We start from the raw sequence: 21,021 nt of genomic DNA on the forward strand, positions 1-21,021 counted from the left end.
TCTTTTCTATATAAATTGGACACTATTTCATCAAGGGAAAGAAATAGATGAGTGTTTTTTGTGTGAATCTTCTCACAAAGGGGTATAATAAAAATGTGTCTTAATAATATTTACTCTACCTTAAAAAAATAGAGCTAAATATTATCATAGCCTACAACGAATTATTGTTGAGGCGTAAATAATTTTCTTGGAAGGGGAATAAAGAAGTATGAGTACAGTATTAAGTGTTACAAAGCGCGAAACTGGGCATCGTTCAACAATAACCCAACTTAGAAAAGGGGGAGCCATTCCTGCAGTTATTTACGGCTACAAAGTAGATTCAACCCCAATTTCTATTGCTGCAAAGGATTTTAAAAAATCCATTCAAAAAAATGGGCAAAACAGTGTGTTTTCACTAGAGTTAGAGGGGAAAAAAGTGAATGCTGTTGTGTCAGAGATACAGCAATGTTCATTGAAAGATGAAGTAAATCATATTGATTTTTTAGCCATTAATATGGCCGAGGAGCTAGAAGCGGATGTCCCAATAAAATTACTTGGACAGTCAGTTGGTGTGAGTGAGGGCGGTATTTTAATGCAGCCTAACTTAGAAGTAAAAGTAAAAGTAAAACCAGCAGAGTTACCCGAATCAATGGATGTGGATATCTCATCATTGAAAATTGGGGAATCGCTAACAGTAGCAGATATTCGAGATGCTACATCTGTTGAAATTATTAGTGAAGATGATTATATGTTAGTAACTATTGTGGCGCCTGTTTCTGTAGAGGAAGAGACGACAGATAGTGAAGAAGAGCCAGTATAAAAGTAAATAACAGTTAAGGCTAATAAGGAGGCTATAGCTTTCTTATTAGCCTTATTTTTTTATGCCCTTTAACAATTGTACAAAATGCTTTCTAGGTGTGCTATATGGTAAAATAATGACTATTAGATTTGAAAGAAGCGAGGTACTTATGAAAATTATCGTTGGTTTAGGAAACCCAGGTAAACCGTATGAACATACAAGACATAATATTGGCTTTGATGTAATTGATGCTTTAGCAGAAAAATGGGGGGCGCCTTTAACAAATTCAAAATTTAACGGAATGTACACTACTGTACATCGACCAGAAGGAAAGGTTCTACTTGTTAAACCTTTAACATATATGAATTTATCAGGGGAATGTGTTGGACCCCTAATGGATTATTTTGATATTGAGGTAGAAGATTTAATTGTTATTTATGATGACTTGGATTTAGAAACAGGTAAATTACGTCTGCGACAAAAAGGAAGTGCAGGTGGCCATAACGGCATTAAATCGTTAATTCAACATTTAGGTACTCAGGAATTTAATCGTATTCGAGTTGGAATTAATCGTCCGCCAGCGGGCATGAAGGTAGCAGACTATGTATTAGCGAAATTTTCGAAGGAAGACCAAGTTCTTATGCAAGACGCTATTGTAAAGTCAGTAAATGCTGTTGAAGCATCTCTTTCAAAGCCGTTTCTTGATGTGATGAATCACTTTAACGCAAGCAAATAGATGGAAGTAATGAAATTTCTGTTAAAGTTTTTGGATAATTGGCATGGTGTAAGGTGAGCGATCAAATGCCTTACACTATCATTACAGCTAATGCTTGTAGTGAATAGTCTTCGCTACAAGTAAAAATTAATTCTCTAATTTTCAAGTTATTGCAATGATGATGACAGTGAAAAGTGCATAATCCTTTTTATAAATGTCTATACTTTAAGTAGAAAGTTGCTTAAAGGAGGATGATTTGGAGATGTCAGTTCGCTATCGATGTCGGCATTGTGAAGTAGAAATAGGGACACTACCATTTGATGCAGATGATACAATTCGAAAGTTGCATATTTTCGAATTGGGAGAAGCGGATGATTATGTTGAGAAAGATCAACATGGTCAAACGACTGTGCACTGCATTTGTGAGCAATGTGAGGATTCGCTGAGACAATATCCAGATTATCACGCACTCAATAAATGGATTCAATAATTGGAAGGATGCTTTGACACACTATATGTGTGTTCAAGGCTTTTTCCATTTTATAAATTAGCCATTAATAGAAATATGTAAAATAGCACTAGAATGATAGAAATAAAAATATAGAATTTTATGCTGAAAGGAGCTTTTGACTGTGGAGGTTTTACGACAGCTTGTGTCGCAGGATAAACATATTACATCATTTTTAAAGGAAGTTCAGAGCGGTCAAACTGCGTCACAGCTTATTACAGGTTTAACAGGAAGCGCACGCCCCGTAATGGTCGATGTGTTATTTGAATATGTAAAGAAGCCAATCTACATTGTCTCTCCTAATCTACTGCAGGCACAAAAAATGGTCGATGAGCTTGCTGGATTGTTAGGGGAAGAACATGTTCATTATTACCCAGCTGATGAATTTATTGCAGCCGATCTTTCTGTAGCTTCACCAGAACTTCGCGCGGAGCGAATCGCGACGCTTGATTGCTTAGCTAGAGGTGAGAAAGCTGTCTATGTAATACCTGTGGCTGGTTTACGTAAAATAATGCAGCCTAAGGAACACTGGCTACACTATTTTTTACAAACAGCCGTAGGCGATGATATTGAAATTGATATGTGGTTACAAACATTAGTTGAGATGGGCTATGTACGAAATTCGATGGTGACGTCACCTGGAGAGTTTGCGTTGCGTGGGGGTATTTTAGATATTTATCCACCTTATTTGGAAGCACCTATTCGTATAGAATTATTTGATACAGAGGTTGATTCCATTCGAACATTCTCAGCAGATGACCAACGTTCTATTGATAAATTACAAAAAATTCGTATTCTTCCTGCTTCTGAGGTTATTCTTACTAAATCAGAAAGACAGGCATTAGCAGGCCGTCTAGAAGTGGCGTTAGCAGCAAGTCTAAAGAAGGTAAAAAAGCAGGAGACAAAGGAACTCCTGTATCAGCATATTCAATATGATATTGAATTGTTACAGCAAGGCAATCTACCTGATTACGTAAACAAATATGGCTCATTATTATATGATAAAACAGCCTATTTGGGAGATTATTTTGAACATGATGGTATTGTCCTTTTTGACGAACTTGGACGTATTCAAGAGGTAATGGATGCGTGGGAACGCGAAGAAGATGAATGGTTTTTATCTTTAATTGAAGAAGGAAAAATGGTTCATGATGTCAAACCTGCCTTCTCATTAAAAGAAATACAGGCGATGTTGTCACAACAAAAGCTTTCATTTTCATTATTTTCGCGAACATTTGCGGGGATTACGTTTAATAAAACGACGAATTTTTCCTGCAAGCCTATGCAGCAATTTCATGGTCAAATGTCCTTGCTTCAAAGTGAGGTTGAACGCTGGTTACTTGGTAAATTTACCGTTCTAATCGTGGCAAGAGATAAAGAACGAGTGAAAAAAGTGCAGCAAATGCTTGAAGAATACGATATTCATACGTCATTAGGTGAACCAACAGAACCTGGTATTTATATTATAGATGGTGGCTTGTCGAGTGGCTTTGAATTACCTCTACAGCGTTTAGCAATTGTGACAGAAGATGAGCTCTTTAAACAGCAGGTAAAGAAAAAAGCACGTACACAAAAAATGACCAATGCTGAACGTATTAAAAGTTATACGGAAATTAAGCCAGGTGATTATGTTGTACATGTTCATCATGGGATTGGTAAATATATTGGTGTAGAAACATTAGAGGTCAATGGTACACATAAGGATTACTTGCATATACGATATCGTGCAGACGATAAATTATATGTACCTGTAGAGCAAATAGATTTAATCCAAAAATATGTGGCGTCAGAGGATCGTGAACCAAAGCTACATAAATTAGGTGGAGCTGAGTGGAAAAAGGCTAAAGCGAAGGTATCTTCTGCTGTACAGGATATTGCAGATGATTTAATAAAGCTGTATGCAAAGCGTGAAGCAGAGAAAGGGCATGCTTTTACACCTGATAATGATGATCAACGTAATTTTGAGGCGATGTTCCCCTATGAGGAAACAGAGGATCAGCTACGTTCAATTGTTGAAGTAAAACGAGATATGGAACGTGAACGCCCTATGGACCGTTTAGTATGTGGTGATGTAGGCTATGGTAAAACAGAGGTAGCCATTCGTGCCGCATTTAAGGCTATTCAAGATGGTAAACAAGTGGCATTCCTTGTCCCTACAACCATCTTAGCCCAGCAACATTATGAGACTATTCGTGAGCGCTTTCAGGATTTTGCTATTAATGTTGGAGTGTTATCTCGCTTCCGTACGAAAAAGGAGCAAACAGCCACATTAAAAGGATTAAAAGAAGGCCGAGTCGATATAGTTATTGGAACACACCGCATTTTATCCAAAGATTTAATTTTCCAAGACCTTGGTCTGTTAATTGTGGATGAAGAGCAACGTTTTGGTGTGACACATAAGGAAAAAATTAAGCAGTTAAAGACAAATGTCGATGTCTTAACTTTAACGGCTACACCAATCCCGAGGACACTTCATATGTCAATGGTAGGGGTCCGAGATTTATCTGTTATTGAAACGCCTCCTGCTAATCGTTTCCCGGTTCAAACATATGTGATGGAACACAGTGGTGCATTAGTGCGAGAAGCTATTGAGAGAGAAATGGCACGTGGCGGACAAGTGTTTTATTTATATAACCGTGTTGAAGATATGGCTCGAAGGGTTGAGGAGATTCAAGTGCTCGTCCCAGAAGCACGTATAGGCTTTGCTCATGGAAAAATGACAGAATCAGAGCTAGAATCAGTGATTTTAGCCTTTTTAGAGGGTGACTATGATGTGCTTGTCACAACAACGATTATCGAGACAGGTGTCGATATACCAAATGTAAATACATTAATTGTCCATGATGCTGATCGCATGGGCTTAGCCCAGCTCTACCAATTACGTGGGCGCGTTGGACGTTCTAACAGAGTAGCCTATGCGTATTTTATGTACCAACGCGACAAAGTTTTGACAGATGTAGCGGAGCAACGTTTGCAGGCAATTAAAGAATTTACAGAGCTTGGCTCAGGCTTTAAAATTGCGATGCGAGATTTATCTATTCGAGGAGCAGGAAACTTACTTGGAGCCCAGCAACATGGCTTTATTGATTCAGTCGGCTTTGATTTATATTCTCAAATGCTTCAGGATGCCATTGCTGAACGTCAAACAGGCGTGAAAAAAGAAGAAAAGCCAGATATTGAAATTTTGCTGAGTATTGATGCGTATATTCCAGACGTCTATATTCCAGATGGATATCAAAAAATCCAAATGTATAAACGAATTAAGGCCATGGATCAGGTGGAGGAGTATGACGAAATCATGGAGGAATTAGAGGATCGATTTGGCGATCTTCCAATTGAAACAGAGCGTTTACTTCGAATAGCAAGAATGAAAGTTTGGGGCTTAGATGCGGGAGTAGTATCTGTAAAGGAGAAGCAAAAACTTATTACAATACTATTGTCGGAACAAGGGACAACAAATGTCGATGGCAGTAAGATTATTGAAGAGTCGATGAAGTTTGAGCGTGCTGTTGGTTTTGGTATGGATGGCATGCAATTAAAATTAACAATAGATGAACGCAAGAGTGGGAAATATCAACCCTTTGATATGTTGGAAGAACTAATGCAAATTATTGATAAAGCAAAAAAGCAGCAATAGTCAAAAGGCTAATCTTATCTTTTACTGTAAAAGATAAGATGGCCTTTTTTTATGTTGATTCAGTAAACAACATCTGGAACACATTGAGCGGAGGAATAATTGATTTTTTCCAATATTTTTTATGAATTAATTATAGAAACTTATTCCTTGGGTAATCTAATAAGGAGTTGATTGATGTAATACTGCTTTTTTGAAAAAAATTGTTGGTTGTGAAATCCTTTTTCTTCAGTTTTTGCATAGATTGCTTAAATAAAAACCATACTATAGTTGAATAAAAATTTCATTGTAGCGAAAGCGAGGCATTAGAATGAAGGCAACAGGAATTGTTCGTCGTATTGATGATTTAGGGCGTGTAGTTATTCCAAAAGAAATTCGTAGGACGCTACGTATTCGTGAAGGCGACCCGCTTGAAATTTATACGGACCGAGAAGGCGAAGTCATTTTAAAAAAATATTCTCCCATCAATGATTTGGGGGAATTTGCAAGAGAATATGTTGAAACACTTTATGAAACAATGGGCACACCGGCGTTTGTCACTGACCGTGATGAAGTAATCGCTGTTGCAGGGATTGGGAAAAAGGAATATATTAATCGTCGCATTACGTCCTTTGCGGAAAGTTTTATGGACGAGCGCTCTACAAAAATTGAAAAAATGGAGACAACGATTGAAATTGTTCCTGGGCAATATGAGCAAGTAAAGTCATATTGTGCGACACCTATAATGGTGAATGGTGATCCGATCGGCTGTATTATCGTATTGTCTAAAGTACATTTTGTGGGTGAGGTAGAAGTCAAAGTAGTGGAAACCGCTGCAAACTTCTTAGCTAAACAAATGAATAGTTGATGCATGGAAAAGTTATTGCGAAGACCTTTAAGGCTGAACAATAACTTTTTTGCGTACATAAAGATTGATCATTATAGGAACAGTAGTGCTACTTGAAGCGTCAAACTTTTGAGATATGCTATACTATTGGCATTGTTAAGAAGGAAAGAGGGCAATTTATGTCGCAACGTTTTGGTATGAAAAGCTACATGAAGGGTGCTGCCTTATTGACGATAGCGGCCCTTATTGTAAAAGTTCTTAGTGCCATTTATCGTGTGCCTTTTCAAAATCTAGTTGGTGATGAAGGCTTTTATATCTATCAACAGGTATATCCAGTTATATCAATCTTCGTTGTTTGGACTTCTAGTGGCTTTGCTGTAGCCATTTCTAAAATGCTTGCAGACAATGATTGCATTGTTGATACAATAGAACGTGATGAAAGACGTAGCACTATTATGCGGGTTGTTTTCAGGTATTTGACGGTACTATCACTACTGTTTTTTGCTGTTTTATTTGGAGGTGCTGAAAAGATCGCCCAGTTGATGGGAGACATTCAATTGGCACCATTGATTCGCACAGGCTCCCTTGTAGTATTGGTTATGCCGGCGCTGGCTATTTTGAAAGGTAGCTTTCAATCAAGAGGAATTATGGAGCCCATTGCTTATGCTCAAGTACTTGAACAAGCAGTGAGAGTAACTGTTATTTTGACGGGGACCTTTATTATTATGACAACTACAAAATCACTTTATGGTGCGGGAAGAATGGCTGTTATCGGTACAGTAATTGGAGAAATTACGGCCTTGTTATTACTTGTTTATATCTCGTATAAACGTTTTGGTTTACTGCAAGTTAAACAATATCTACATCGTAATCCAAGTTTGCCTATCATTAAAGAGGTCACATGGCTGAGTTTGAGTGTCAGTATGAGCGGTCTACTACTACTCGGTTATCAGTTAGTCGATTCATTTACGATCTATTCATCATTAGTTGATCATGGCATGACTCCTACAATAGCGAAGGAAACGAAGGGGATTTATGATCGAGGACAACCGTTAGTTCAATTAGGTGTTGTCATTGCATCCTCATTGTCGCTGGCCATTGTGCCACTTGTTGCCCATTTGTCGAAAAAACAAGAGGGACGAAGTGCAGTTCCATTTATACAATTAACATACAAAGCATCCGTACTGTTCGGCTGGTCTGCTGCACTAGGCTTAATGCTAGTTATGCCTTATTTAAATGAAATGCTTTTTAAAACCAATTCCTTATCCGAGGTATTGATTGTCTATGTATTCCAAATCGTCCCATTGTCGATTATTCTTACATTTACAGCAATCTTACAAGGCTATGGAAAATTAAAAAAACCAGCTTTATTTTTAATATTAGGTTTTCTATTAAAAATGATTTTAAATGTACGATTAATCGGTTGGTTAGGTGTACTAGGCGCTGCCATCGCTAATGATATAGGATTATTATTAACAGCAATCTTGCTGATTATTTATTTAAAAACATTGACTGGCATCCAATTAGCCACAGGCGCTTTTTATAAAAAAGTAGGGATGGCATCTTTCAGTATGGCAATCGTCGTGCTTGTATGGTTACAGCTAGTGTCGGTCTTTTTAAACCATCTGATGTCTTCACGAATGATAGCTATGGTGGCGGGCTTGACGGCAGTATCTATTGGGGCGTTTGTTATGCTTACAATCATTGCCAAGAAACGAGTATTAGTAGAAAAAGAGTGGTATTTATTGCCGTTTGGACGTAGAATGGCTGTTTACCAACTTTGGCTAAATTCAAAGAAGTAGGTGTGGATATTGAATACATTAACAATTATTGGCTTAGGTGCAGGGGACTTTAATCAGCTGCAAATGGGTGTTTATAAAAAATTAAAGACTGCAAACAAATTATATGTACGTACAGTGGATCATCCGGTTTTAGAGGAATTAGCAGCAGAGGGTGTAGAATTCGAAAGCTTTGACAATGTATACGAAAAACACGATACATTCCAACCTGTTTATGAGGAAATAGCTGATTCCCTTATGGAGGCTACAGCTGTTGAGGATATTATGTATGCTGTGCCTGGCCACCCATTAGTTGCAGAGCAAACAGTGCAATTGCTTATTGCAGCAGCAAATGAAGGGAAAATTGAGCTAGTCATTGAGGGTGGTCAGAGTTTCTTAGATCCAATTTTTGGCGCATTAAAAATTGATCCAATTGAAGGCTTTCAATTACTTGATGGTACCAGCTTTTCAATGCATGACATTAACATGCGTCAGCATATCTTAATTGCTCAAGTATACGATACATTCAGTGCATCAGAAGTGAAGCTGACGTTGATGGAGAAATACGATGATGAATATCCTGTGACGGTTGTGACAGCTGCAGGATCTTCACAAGAACAGATTGTCACAGTGCCACTCTATGAACTCGATCAGAGTGTAGAAGTAAATAATTTAACAACGGTCTATGTACCACCTGTGAAATCACAGGAGGAGTCATTAAGAGATTGGACAACATTCCGCCAAATCATTGCAACGCTGAGAGGTCCGAATGGTTGTCCTTGGGATCAAAAGCAAACACATGATTCGTTAAAAAAATACTTACTTGAAGAAGCACATGAATACTTGGCTGCGGTAGATGCTGAAGATGATTTTGCAATGATTGAGGAACTAGGAGATGTGTTGTTACAAGTATTTTTACATGCACAAATAGGAGAAGATCAAGGCTACTTTACACTTGAAGATGTGTTAGCTTCAATCAGTGAAAAAATGATTCGTCGCCATCCTCACGTTTTTGGGGATGTTACAGTAGAAGATGCAGATAGTGTTGTGGCTAATTGGGAGGCCATCAAGGCTGAAGAAAAGGGAACTAGCGATAAAGCGTTATTAGATGAAGAGTATAGAGCATCATCTGCGTTACAAACAGCCTATAACTATCAAAAAAGAGCTGCAAAAGTGGGCTTTGACTGGCCAGATGTGGAGGGAGCATGGGATAAATTTGCCGAGGAGTGGCAGGAATTTCGCCATGAGGTGACGAAAGGCTCTAATGCATCTCGTCTTGATGAATTTGGTGATGTGCTGTTCACGCTAGTAAACTTAGCGCGTTTCTATAAATTGTCACCAGAAGAAGCTATGCTACATGCAAATGAGAAATTTGCAAGGCGTTTCGGCTATGTTGAGCAACAGGTAAAGGCAAGTGGAAAACCATTTTCCGATTTTACATTAGAACAATTAGATGCATTTTGGAATGAAGCAAAGCAACTAGAAAAGGAGTAAGAATATGAGATTAGATAAGTTTTTAAAAGTATCCCGTTTAATAAAGCGCCGCACTTTAGCCAAAGAAGTGGCAGATCAGGGCCGTATCACAATCAATGAAAAGATTGCAAAAGCAAGCAGTTCAGTAAAAGCAGGTGATGAGCTTGCAATCCGTTTCGGTCAAAAAATAGTAACAGCACGTGTAGAAGAATTACGTGATACTGTGAAAAAAGAAGATGCAGCAAAAATGTTTACCATTTTGAAAGAAGAACGACTGGATAAGATTGAGCCTGAATTTATTGATGATGAGGAATAAAGCTAAATTTAAATTCTAGCCCTCCTAATGTTGTCCCACCTTTCTTTTTGTGGGTGAAAGTATTATACAACTTAAATAAAGTTGTCATGCTTTGAAGGTTGTCCGCATAAAGTGAACAGAAGCTAGGACGACTAAAGGAGGAAAAAAATGACGCTACATCAAGAAAGTAATCGTTACACAATTCCATCTGGAGAGCATATTTTAACGATTCGTAATCGTAAAAGAATGGACATGACTTCTGTAAAATCAATTGAACGCTTTGATCAGGAAGAGTTTTTCATTAAGACGTCCCAAGGGCACTTGTTAATCCGTGGAGAGGAACTGCATATCGTTCATTTAGATGTTGACAAAGGATTATTGACGCTTGAAGGAACTGTAAAAACCTTACAGTATGACGAGGAGGAAAGTGGCTTCTCGAAAGGTTTCCTTCATAAGTTATTTGGATGATTGTCAGTGAACAATTTTACCAATTAATTGTCATGGTTTTGAGCGGTATAGCAGTTGGTTTCATAATTGATAGTATAAGGCTCATTGTTTTTTCAACTCCAAAAAGGTCAAGCCTTCGAAAGTGGATGATGGTTGTTGAGTTAATAGCATGGATTCTACTTGGAGGATTGACATACTATTTATTATTTTGGCTAAAAGATGGCGCTTGGCGGGCTTATGACCCGCTAGCGCAAATAGCCGGAATTTTTTTGTATCAAACGTTTTTTCAAACCTTTTTACGTTTCGTTGCTAGAATTTTGGTGAATATAACATGGAGACCCTTCTGGTTCATTGTACGCTTCATAGTTACTGTTATTCGACAAATTTTGCAATTATTCATAAATATTGTTATGTTTGTTATAAGACCTTTTGTCAAAATTTATTCGTATTTGTCCTACACTTTTTTAAAAAAATTACGATATTTGAAGTATAATAAAAAGCAACAATAATTTTCGGAGGTGCGGGCATGACTAGACGTCATTCATCAAATGATGAATCACAAAACTTCACGAAGCTTGATAATGACTATGTCCGTAACACGGATAGAGCTATAAATCGCAAACAACAGGCTCGAAAACGTAAAATGCGTCGTATTGTCTTTTTTGCGATTGTACCAGTCATTATTATTGCTCTTCTCTTAAATGTGCTGTCACATCAAAATGAAACATTAGCAGCAAAAGAGAAATCCAAGGAAGAAGCGAATCAGCATCTCACTGAATTGAAAGAAGAACAAGATACATTAAATCTTAAAATCAAACAATTACAGGATGATGAATATATCGCAAAGCTATTAAGAAAAGAGTACTACTTATCGGAAAAAGGTGAGATTATTTTCATAATTCCAGATAAGGAAGATAAAAAAGACGACTGAAAAGCTATGTATTGTTGACACTCTTTTATTGTTATATATAATGAAAAGAGAAGCTTATTGCAGTAAAAAGTTTGATTAAATTGATTACATGGCTCAAAAGAGTCGCTTAATTTTTAAGGAGGAGCATTTTTTTTATGTCAATTGAAGTAGGCAGCAAGGTACAAGGTAAAGTAACAGGAATCACAAATTTTGGAGCATTCGTTGAGCTGCCAGATGGCAAAACAGGCTTAGTTCACATTAGTGAAGTTGCTGACAATTATGTAAAAGATATCAATGAGCATCTAAAAGTTGGAGATGAAGTTGAAGTAAAAGTGATGAATGTTGAAGCGGACGGAAAGATTGGTCTTTCAATCCGTAAAGCAAAGCCTCAAGCTGAGAGACCAGAGCGTCCAGCACGCCCACGTCGTGATAATCGTTCTAATGATCGCAACGAACGCCACCAGCCAAAAGAAAATTTTGAGCAAAAAATGGCACGCTTCTTAAAAGATAGTGATGAACGTCTAGCAACACTTAAACGTGCTACAGAATCAAAACGCGGAGGTCGCGGAGCTAGAAGAGGGTAGTTTGCTGACTGTTTTAATCGTAGAAAAAGTGTATGAAATAGAGTTGGGAGTAGCTTTTTAAAAAGCTACTCCCTTTTTTAATGTACCTACAAAGTAGAAGAAGGTCTCTTTTTCTTTTTTGTGGGTGTTATCATTTTCTCATCTGAAGGGCCTATGGATTCTTTCTTCACTGGATGGATTACCATTTTGACAAGTAAAGAAACACCATATACACTCACAGCTAGCCCACAAAGCAATAGGATTATTTGAACAAAAAACGGTAAGTTTATTAGAATTGAAATAAGAATAATCATTGAGCCACTTCCGCAAATTAAAGCAGCCTTTGTTAATGCACTCAAGGGAATTAAACCTCCTAAAAACACTCTTTTTACTAGTATGCCATATTTTTATACTCCGTCACATAGCTTTAGTTGAGCTGACGGATAGAATTATCTGATGGGTAAAATAAAAATAGGCATCTCAGAACTAGATTCTGAGATGCCTATTTGAGATGACCCGTACGGGATTCGAACCCGTGTTACCGCCGTGAAAGGGCGGTGTCTTAACCACTTGACCAACGGGCCTATATGGTGGCGGCCGAGGGGATCGAACCCCCGACCTTACGGGTATGAACCGTACGCTCTAGCCAGCTGAGCTAGGCCGCCAAATTTATAAATGGAGCGGAAGACGAGGTTCGAACTCGCGACCCCCACCTTGGCAAGGTGGTGTTCTACCACTGAACTACTTCCGCATGTCGTTTAAGCAACAAGTTAAATAATACAAGCCAATCGTGCTAGTGTCAAGTAGGTTTATTAAAAAATATTTAAAGATATTTCAGGAGAATGAACATAGCAGGATATTTTAGCGGATTTTTAGTTCTTACGTAGAAATGTATCGTGGGGAATAGCTGAATAAAGGCACTAATAGTACGCAAAATCCCTTCAAATTAGGGTTTAAGACCAATAGTAAGTGATTATTATTTTGCTTCAATAAATAGATTTTTCAATATTTCTTTTGATTAACAGCCCTTTACTAAAGAAATTGTTGCCAATTCTCGTATTTATGAATAGCTATTAGTCGAAATATTTATATTTTTTTATGTCAACGTCAGACAATCTTTCCACACATAATTTTTTATAATAACCAAAAGTGCGGAAAGGGGATAGTTAAATGACAAGTATTGAATGGTATAATACAACGAATGTAGATGACCAAAAAATAGGTTTGAAAAAGAAGCAGATCCTAATAGGCTCTCTCTTTTTTTTAACAGCCTTTTTCTTGGCTCAATCTGTTGTATTTGAAGCGGCTGTACCGTTCTCAGTTCCTTTTTGGGCCATTATCCGAACGAAATATAGGGAGTATGCCAAATTTGTTTTATTTGGGAGTTTAGCGGGTTGCTTTTTCCTGGGCTTTGGACAAGTCCTTATTCTCGCTTTACAAATCATCCTGTATGAATGTATTATGCGTTTCCGTTACTGGCAACTGCCCCAAAGTATTGCGGTGTCTTTAGCTGTATTACTGGTACAAATAATGTGGCAAGGAGTGATGTATCAAGGCTTACCACCAGTGCTTGTACAATTTTATGTGGGCTGTGAAGCAGCTTTAGCTCTTATTATGACATTGTTTATGCAGGTACTATTTGTTAACTCGTATGAATGGTTTACGACGCATTGGACATATGAAAAGCTAGGTTCAGGATTAGTCGTCTTTGCAGCCATGCTTACCGGGATGCAAGCAGTTGTAATTAGCTATTTTTCACTCCCTATTTTTTTACTGCAGCTCTTTATCTGTTTTGGTGCATTGGTTGGAAGTGTTCCGTTAGCAACTGTTATTGGAGCAGTACTAGGGACTCTTATCGGTGTGGCCAAGCTTTCGTTTACGGGTATGCTCTCGGTTGCTACCTTAACAGGATTGTGTGCGGGTATGGGCGCGAAGGGTGGTAGATTTGGCGTTGCTATCGGTAGTATTTTACCGAGTGTATTTTTTCTATTTTATGACGCCACATTGCCTTTAGATAGTGTTTATTTCACCTCAATTGCCATTGGGAGTATTCTATTTCTAACAATTCCAAAGAAATATTCAGATAAGGTAAGGGACAAGCTCTTTCCACAACGAGAGGAGATTTTACTAGCCCGACAGAATTGGTTAACGGAACATGTAACGTATAAATTAGAGCACTTTCAGCATTTTGTGCAATTCATGAAGGAGCTTGTGTTTGATCGCTTTATGACGGCACCAGTAGAAGCTGCAAAGGAAGTAGCGCCAATGAATACTTGCTTAAGTTGTTTCCGTTACGATCATTGCTGGGGAGCGCAAAATAATGGTATGGACAAGCTGATGACAGATTGGTTTCATATGAAAGGAGTAGGAAAGGAATCAGCTATTCATCGTGTAGAAGAACAAATACGCTATAAATGCGTGAAATCCACGAAAATTTTTGAGGAATTAGATACAGAGCTCTATAGAGAACGCATTAACGGGCAATATTTCCATGGTAAAAAAATGATTGCCTTACAACTTCGAGATATGAGTAATCATTTGAATCAGTTAATTGCTGAGATGAAGGAGGATACAATTTCTTTTGTAAGTGTTGAAAAGGACATTGTTGAACGCTTAAAGGAGGCCAATATTGAATGTTTTCAACTTGATGTCCTAAGCAATAAGCCAGGAGCAAGAAAGATTGTTTGTGCCTTAGCACCAGCACGTGTCAATTGGGAGAAAGATACGACATTAGCTGAACGTATGATTCTGCCGATTCTTTATGAAATTTTTGATGAACCTTTTGAAATTGAAAAAGTAGTAGCCTGTGAAATACCGTTTCGTCATGTTCAAATATGCTTTAGATCAGCTATTAGCTTTGAAGTAGAGTATGATATATATAGCATGTCTAAAGATGCAACATTATACTCGGGTGATTCTCATGCCCTTTTCCAATTGCATCCTGGATTATTTGCAATTTTGCTGTCTGATGGTATGGGGCAAAGTAAAGAAGCACAACATGAAAGTAGAAAATTGATCCATTTGATGCGAGAGTGTCTAAATTACAATATGAATCCAGAAACTGCGATGCATACGCTCCATTATGTCATGGCATTAAAGCAACAAGATGATATGTATGCAACTCTTGATTTTGCACTTGTCGATTTACAGCACGGCGATTTGTGGTCGTGGAAGGCTGGTGGAATGTCAACCTACATTTTGCGTGGTAAAGAGGTACTGAAAGTTGAAAGTAATGCAGCACCTGTAGGATTCCTATCTATTTCAACAGTTGAAGCTGAAAAAAGAAAGCTAAAGGCAGGAGACGTTATTTTAATGCATTCAGACGGCCTGTTCTCAAGTGTAGCTGATTGGGATGAACAAGAGGAGACATTTTTAGCTTTCGCACAGCAGGTAGCAAGTACAAATAAAACCATTCAAGAAAAGCTAACAACCATTATGCAATCATTCCAAGGTCATTTTGAAATAGAAGATGACTGTACAGTATTAATGTTAGAAGTGACGCATGTTGTACCGACATGGGCTGTTTTTAGGCCAGCTCAGTATTCTATGAGTAAATCATCATAAAATAACAACGAAAAGGGGAGGAGAAGCGTTTGTCATTTGAATTAAAGGTCAAAACATTTATTGAAGAAGAGCAATTATTACAGCAAGGCGACCATCTTCTCATCGCCGTTTCGGGTGGGGTAGACTCTATGGCTTTACTTCATTACTTTGTTCAAACACAGGAGCAGTGGAACATTCAGGTGGAGGCTGTACATGTTGATCATATGTTGAGAGGAGAAGCCTCTGCTGAGGATAGAGCTTTTGTTCAAAAATATTGTGACGATAATGGTGTTTACTTACATGCTACGGAAATTCCAATACCAGCAATTATGGCACAGGAAAACGGTAATACACAGTTAATTTGTCGTAGGGAAAGGTATCGATATTTCAAAGAAGTTTTGCAAAAAACAAATGCTAATAAGCTTGTAACTGCACATCATGCGGATGACCAACTGGAATCAGTATTAATGGCCCTTACAAAAAATGCAACAATGAATAGTATGCAAGGCATACGTCCACAAAGACTTTTTGAAGGAAAATCATTAATTCGTCCGTTTTTAACGGTTACAAAGTCTGAAATAGGGGAATATTTACTTAGAAAAGGTTTGGATTATCGAGAAGATGCAAGCAATTCCAAAGATACCTATGTACGCAATCGTTTTAGACATCATGTGGTACCATTACTGGAGGCAGAAAATCCGCGAGTGACTGAACAGGTGACCCATTTCACAAAGCAATTGCAAGAAGACGATACCTTTTTAATGGCATTGGCCCAAGATGTATTTTCCCAAATTATCATAAGAAGTAACGAAAATACATATAGCATGGAAATTGAGGCTTTTCAATTGGTACCACTTGCTTTACAAAGGAGGCTCATTTTAATACTATTAAACTATCTTTACAAAGATTCAAATACGATACAAAGTTATGCCTTATTGACTTCAATTTTAAAGCTTTGTGATACAACAGCAGGGTATGCTGAAATTCACTTACCTGAAGATTTTCTAGCAGTTCGCCGTTATGGGAAATTAACGATTCAGAAAAATGAGCCGTTAGAAGGCCGAGCTTCTCCTGAAAACCAGGTTATTTCGACTGCTAATGGCTGGACAACACTGACAAATGGTGAGCGCTTACGCGTAGTCAATTTGCATGATTTATCGTCTGAATTGCTGACGGATACTGCACAACTTTTTTATTTTAACGCTAGCAAACTCCACCTACCGCTCTATGTTCGGGCACGCAGGGATGGAGATAGAATGCTGTTAAAAGGAATGGATCAGCCAAAACGCTTATCTCGCCTTTTTATAGATGAAAAGATTCCTTTAAATGAGCGAAATAGCTGGCCGTTACTGATTTCTCAATCTGATGAGGTGGTAGCGGTAATTGGTGTGCGTATGGGAATATTTTTTTCAACCACTCCGCAACCAAACGATGATACAGTGCTCATCGTAGACTAAGGTCTTTGTAAAATATTTCAACGTAATAGGTTGAAGATTTTTTGATACATCACGAGGAGGAATCGATATGTTACAAAACGACATCGAAAAAATTATGATTACAGAAGAACAATTGCAAGAAAGAATTGCAGACTTAGGCGCGCAATTAACAGAGGAATACAAAGATGCATTTCCATTAGCTGTTGGCGTTCTTAAAGGGGCAATGCCATTTATGACGGACCTAATGAAACGTTTCGATTCTTTCATCGAACTGGATTTCATGGATGTCTCTAGCTATGGTAATGCTACCGTGTCATCAGGTGAAGTAAAGATTTTAAAGGATTTGAATACAAGCGTTGAGGGACGTGACGTATTAATTATCGAGGACATTATTGATAGTGGTTTAACTTTAAGCTATCTAGTAGATTTATTTAAATACCGTAAAGCAAAGTCCATTAAAATTGTTACATTACTTGATAAACCATCAGGTCGAAAAGTGAATTTATCTGCTGACTATGTTGGTTTTAAAGTGCCAGATGGCTTTGTTGTAGGATATGGCTTAGATTACGCTGAGAAATATCGTAACTTACCTTATATCGGTATTTTGAAGCCTGAGGTATATTCTTTCTAAGATACAAAAGCTATAACAAGTAAAGGTCTCCAGCGCAAGTCATGTATTTTTTGTTATGTTTAACATAATTCAAAATCTTGACACAATGTTCAGCTATATCGAGCCCGAGGAACAGGTACAATTACGCTGGGACATATAAAGATGGCCTAAAAACTGTTGTGATAACGGCAATAAGTGAACGAAACATTTTTTAAGTAGGGCTTTTCGTTGTATGATGAAATCATGATATGTTAAGATTTTACTTATAATTTTTCTGTTTGTAATGAGGAGGCTGGAGATGAATCGAATATTTCGATATACCATATTCTATCTACTGATTTTCCTAGTGATTATCGGTATTTTTGGTACTTTCAATGGTGGGAATTCACCAACGAAAGAATTAACTTATCATGAGTTTCAAGAAGCTCTAGATAAGAAAGAAATAACAAGTGCTACAATTCAACCTGATAAATCAGTTTACGTCGTTGAAGGAACACTGAAGGGGTATGAAAAAGGGGAAAGCTTTACTACAAACATCCCTCGTGAAAACCAATCTTTAATGGACCGCATCGATGAGGCTGCTAAGGATAAAAATAGTAATATTAGTTTTTTAGCAGCACCAGAAACTAGTGGATGGATTCAATTCTTTACAGGAATTATTCCTTTCATTATCATCATTTTCTTATTCTTCTTCCTAATGAGCCAATCTCAAGGTGGCGGTAATAAAGTGATGAGCTTTGGTAAAAGTAAGGCTAAACTGTATGATGATCAAAAGAAAAAAGTACGTTTTACAGATGTAGCAGGTGCTGATGAAGAGAAAGCAGAGCTTGTTGAGGTGGTAGAATTCTTAAAAGACCACCGCAAATTCACTGAAATCGGTGCCCGTATTCCAAAGGGTATCTTACTTGTAGGTCCTCCAGGTACAGGTAAAACATTACTTGCACGAGCAGTAGCAGGTGAAGCAGGCGTTCCATTCTTCTCTATCTCAGGTTCTGACTTCGTAGAAATGTTTGTCGGTGTTGGGGCTTCACGTGTTCGAGATCTATTTGAAAATGCTAAGAAAAATGCTCCATGTATCATCTTTATCGATGAGATTGATGCAGTAGGTCGTCAACGTGGTGCTGGTCTCGGTGGAGGCCATGATGAGCGCGAACAAACATTAAACCAATTATTAGTTGAAATGGATGGTTTCGGTGCCAATGAAGGGATTATTATCATTGCCGCAACAAACCGCCCAGATATTTTAGATAAAGCATTATTACGTCCAGGTCGTTTTGACCGTCAAATTACAGTAGGGCATCCTGATGTAAAAGGACGTGAGGCAATTCTTAAAGTACATGCACGCAATAAGCCTTTAGCAGATACAGTTGATTTAGCAGCAGTTGCTCAACGTACGCCAGGTTTCTCAGGTGCGGACTTAGAAAACTTACTAAACGAAGCGGCGCTTGTAGCAGCTCGAAAAAGTAAACGCACTATTAATATGACAGATATCGATGAGGCATCAGACCGAGTAATCGCTGGTCCTGCAAAAGCTAGTCGCGTATATTCAGCCAAAGAGAAGAAACTGGTATCCTTCCATGAAGCTGGCCACGTAGTTGTTGGTCTTGAACTAGATGAGGCTGATACAGTACACAAAGTAACAATTGTTCCTCGTGGGCAAGCGGGTGGATATGCGATTATGTTACCGAAGGAAGAGCGCTTCTTTACTACAAAGCAAGAGCTTTTAGATCGTATTGCAGGTCTTCTTGGTGGTCGTGTAGCTGAAGAAATTGTTCTTGGTGAAGTTTCTACAGGAGCTCATAACGATTTCCAAAAGGTTACGAGCATTGCCCGTGCTATGGTTACTGAATACGGAATGAGTGAGAATCTTGGAGCAATGCAATTTGGCTCAAGTCAAGGCGGTAATGTATTCCTTGGCCGTGACTTTAATTCTGACCAAAACTATTCTGATTCAGTAGCCTATGAAATTGATAAAGAAATGCAAAAAATTATTGATACACAGTATGAGCGTACTAAACGTATCCTAACGGAAAAACGCCATCTGCTTGATTTAATTGCCAATACGCTAATGAAAAAAGAAACATTAAATGCACAAGAAATTGAGCATTTACGTGATCATGGTGTATTACCAGAACCAGAGGCTGTAGAACAAATTGAGGACAATACTCCAAAGATTGAAGCAAAGCCAACATTAGATACAATTGGTGAACCTGTTGTTGAAAAAGAGCTACTAAGTAAAGAGCCAAAGCCAACAACTTTGGATCTAGCAAAAGAACGTAAAGAACCAAATGATGCACCTAAGGGTATCGATGAAAAACGTGATTAAAAATAGGGAAGGCTGTTTACTAGTTCAGTAAGCAGTCTTTTTCTTTGCCTTTTCTTGCTAATAAGCATTAGGATATAGTAGTAAAAAAGACAAGCTGCATTTAGGATAGATGTGGTATTTGTGAGCTAAAACAGATAGGAGTGTTTAAACATGGGAAATGTTGCATTGAATAATGGTCTTAAAATGCCTTTGGTTGGTTATGGTGTTTTTCGAGTACCTGAAGGAGATGACCTAGCTGAAGCAGTAAAAACAGCGATTGCAAAAGGTTATCGTAGTATTGATACAGCACAAGTATATCGTAACGAAGAAAGTGTTGGGCGAGGAATACGAGCAGCCATTGAAGAAGGCTTAGTAACTCGTGAAGAACTATTTATCACATCAAAAGTTTGGAACGATGGACTTTCCTATGAAGAAACACTTGCCGCATATGATAGCAGTTTGGAGAAAATAGGATTAGACTATTTGGATTTATATTTAGTACATTGGCCAGGCATAGACCAAAATTATCTTGAGGTTTACAAAGCGCTAGAAAAGATTTATCAAGATGGTCGAGTACGCTCAATTGGTGTTAGTAATTTCCATGTACACCATTTGGAAAGCCTTTTGAAGGAAACGACTGTTGTCCCTGTTATTAATCAAATTGAATTCCATCCACATTTAACACAGGAGGAAGTTCGTGCTTATTGCCAGGATAAGGGCATACAGGTGGAGGCATGGTCTCCATTGATGAATGGATCTCTACTGGAAGAAGCGTTGATTCAAGAGCTAGCCTCTAAATACGGTAAAACGCCTGCACAGATTGTGTTACGCTATGATGTGCAACATAATGTTGTCACGATTCCAAAAACGATGACACCTGCACGTATGACTGAAAACCTAGATGTTTTTGACTTTGTGTTAACTGAGCAGGAAATGACACAGTTGGATGCAATGAACGATGGCTTGCGTTGTGGTCCAGATCCAGAAAAATTTAATTTCAAATGATTTCAAGAGAGGCTGCCAATTTTAGGGGCCTCTTTTTAAAGAAAGCATGAAAAATCTTCTCCAGCCTGTAGCTGACACTTCGCCTACGGTACAAACAACATCTGCTGAATGAAGATAAAAAGTATGGTATCATTTTCTAAAGTGTTTTAACTTCATTTCAGTTAGATAGAATGTTGTAACATGAGGATTGCGAAA

The 21,021-nt window shown here is 38.0% G+C and carries 18 protein-coding genes and 3 tRNA genes; 17 read left to right on the forward strand and 4 right to left on the reverse strand.

What is annotated here, in order from left to right; all coding sequences use genetic code 11:
- The first annotated feature begins 208 nt into the window (after window positions 1-208).
- The 12 genes from JTI58_RS09340 (at window position 209) to JTI58_RS09395 (ending at window position 11,948) form a co-directional block, all read left to right on the forward strand.
- A complete protein-coding gene (locus JTI58_RS09340) occupies window positions 209-799 on the forward strand; it encodes a 50S ribosomal protein L25/general stress protein Ctc (protein WP_205446359.1) in 591 nt (196 codons plus the stop codon).
- A 148-nt stretch (window positions 800-947) separates the two neighbouring features.
- On the forward strand, window positions 948-1,514 hold the full coding sequence (gene pth / locus JTI58_RS09345; RefSeq protein ID WP_205446360.1) for an aminoacyl-tRNA hydrolase: 567 nt from the start codon (window positions 948-950) through the stop codon (window positions 1,512-1,514).
- A 241-nt stretch (window positions 1,515-1,755) separates the two neighbouring features.
- Window positions 1,756-1,983, forward strand: a complete 228-nt coding sequence (locus tag JTI58_RS09350; protein ID WP_016993788.1) for an anti-sigma-F factor Fin — start codon at window positions 1,756-1,758, stop codon at window positions 1,981-1,983.
- A gap of 142 nt (window positions 1,984-2,125) precedes the next feature.
- Window positions 2,126-5,638: a transcription-repair coupling factor gene (mfd, locus tag JTI58_RS09355; protein ID WP_205446361.1), complete on the forward strand. Its 3,513-nt coding sequence runs from the start codon at window positions 2,126-2,128 to the stop codon at window positions 5,636-5,638.
- Window positions 5,639-5,945: 307 nt separating this feature from the next.
- Window positions 5,946-6,482 (forward strand): stage V sporulation protein T, encoded by a 537-nt coding sequence (spoVT, locus tag JTI58_RS09360; protein ID WP_004229174.1) that lies wholly within the window; start codon window positions 5,946-5,948, stop codon window positions 6,480-6,482.
- 158 nt (window positions 6,483-6,640) lie between these two features.
- Window positions 6,641-8,263, forward strand: coding sequence for a putative polysaccharide biosynthesis protein (locus JTI58_RS09365; RefSeq protein WP_205446362.1), 1,623 nt, complete (start codon window positions 6,641-6,643; stop codon window positions 8,261-8,263).
- Window positions 8,264-8,272: 9 nt separating this feature from the next.
- Window positions 8,273-9,733: a bifunctional methyltransferase/pyrophosphohydrolase YabN gene (gene mazG / locus JTI58_RS09370; RefSeq protein WP_205446363.1), complete on the forward strand. Its 1,461-nt coding sequence runs from the start codon at window positions 8,273-8,275 to the stop codon at window positions 9,731-9,733.
- A 4-nt stretch (window positions 9,734-9,737) separates the two neighbouring features.
- The gene (locus JTI58_RS09375) at window positions 9,738-10,028 is read left to right on the forward strand and encodes an RNA-binding S4 domain-containing protein (protein WP_205446364.1); all 291 of its coding nucleotides are present in this window, start codon (window positions 9,738-9,740) and stop codon (window positions 10,026-10,028) included.
- A gap of 147 nt (window positions 10,029-10,175) precedes the next feature.
- Window positions 10,176-10,475 (forward strand): sporulation protein YabP, encoded by a 300-nt coding sequence (gene yabP, locus JTI58_RS09380; RefSeq protein WP_004229167.1) that lies wholly within the window; start codon window positions 10,176-10,178, stop codon window positions 10,473-10,475.
- Window positions 10,472-10,963 carry a spore cortex biosynthesis protein YabQ gene (gene yabQ / locus JTI58_RS09385; protein ID WP_205446365.1) on the forward strand — a complete coding sequence of 164 codons (492 nt, stop codon included), beginning with the start codon at window positions 10,472-10,474 and terminating at the stop codon, window positions 10,961-10,963. Before yabP ends, yabQ begins: the two co-directional genes overlap by 4 nt.
- A gap of 17 nt (window positions 10,964-10,980) precedes the next feature.
- Window positions 10,981-11,385 (forward strand): FtsB family cell division protein, encoded by a 405-nt coding sequence (locus JTI58_RS09390; RefSeq protein WP_131522611.1) that lies wholly within the window; start codon window positions 10,981-10,983, stop codon window positions 11,383-11,385.
- Between the two features lie 134 nt (window positions 11,386-11,519).
- The gene (locus tag JTI58_RS09395; protein ID WP_004229154.1) at window positions 11,520-11,948 is read left to right on the forward strand and encodes a S1 domain-containing RNA-binding protein; all 429 of its coding nucleotides are present in this window, start codon (window positions 11,520-11,522) and stop codon (window positions 11,946-11,948) included.
- Window positions 11,949-12,034: 86 nt separating this feature from the next.
- On the opposite strand, the gene JTI58_RS09400 is transcribed toward JTI58_RS09395, so the two are convergent.
- From JTI58_RS09400 to JTI58_RS09415, 4 genes are all read right to left on the reverse strand, one after another.
- A complete protein-coding gene (locus tag JTI58_RS09400; RefSeq protein WP_205446366.1) occupies window positions 12,035-12,286 on the reverse strand; it encodes a hypothetical protein in 252 nt (83 codons plus the stop codon).
- A gap of 153 nt (window positions 12,287-12,439) precedes the next feature.
- A tRNA-Glu gene (locus tag JTI58_RS09405) sits at window positions 12,440-12,511 on the reverse strand.
- Between the two features lie 4 nt (window positions 12,512-12,515).
- A tRNA-Met gene (locus JTI58_RS09410) sits at window positions 12,516-12,592 on the reverse strand.
- Window positions 12,593-12,603: 11 nt separating this feature from the next.
- A tRNA-Gly gene (locus JTI58_RS09415) sits at window positions 12,604-12,678 on the reverse strand.
- 419 nt (window positions 12,679-13,097) lie between these two features.
- On the opposite strand from JTI58_RS09415, the gene JTI58_RS09420 reads away from it, so the two are divergent.
- The 5 genes from JTI58_RS09420 (at window position 13,098) to JTI58_RS09440 (ending at window position 20,826) form a co-directional block, all read left to right on the forward strand.
- Window positions 13,098-15,491 (forward strand): SpoIIE family protein phosphatase, encoded by a 2,394-nt coding sequence (locus JTI58_RS09420; RefSeq protein WP_205446367.1) that lies wholly within the window; start codon window positions 13,098-13,100, stop codon window positions 15,489-15,491.
- Window positions 15,492-15,520: 29 nt separating this feature from the next.
- The gene (gene tilS / locus JTI58_RS09425; protein ID WP_205446368.1) at window positions 15,521-16,927 is read left to right on the forward strand and encodes a tRNA lysidine(34) synthetase TilS; all 1,407 of its coding nucleotides are present in this window, start codon (window positions 15,521-15,523) and stop codon (window positions 16,925-16,927) included.
- 67 nt (window positions 16,928-16,994) lie between these two features.
- A complete protein-coding gene (gene hpt / locus JTI58_RS09430) occupies window positions 16,995-17,537 on the forward strand; it encodes a hypoxanthine phosphoribosyltransferase (RefSeq protein WP_205446369.1) in 543 nt (180 codons plus the stop codon).
- A 277-nt stretch (window positions 17,538-17,814) separates the two neighbouring features.
- Window positions 17,815-19,842, forward strand: a complete 2,028-nt coding sequence (gene ftsH / locus JTI58_RS09435; RefSeq protein WP_205446370.1) for an ATP-dependent zinc metalloprotease FtsH — start codon at window positions 17,815-17,817, stop codon at window positions 19,840-19,842.
- A 150-nt stretch (window positions 19,843-19,992) separates the two neighbouring features.
- A complete protein-coding gene (locus JTI58_RS09440; protein WP_205446371.1) occupies window positions 19,993-20,826 on the forward strand; it encodes an aldo/keto reductase in 834 nt (277 codons plus the stop codon).
- Window positions 20,827-21,021 lie beyond the last annotated feature (195 nt).

It is taken from the genome of Lysinibacillus fusiformis (genome assembly GCF_016925635.1).
Taxonomy (GTDB): Bacteria; Bacillota; Bacilli; order Bacillales_A; family Planococcaceae; genus Lysinibacillus; species Lysinibacillus fusiformis_F.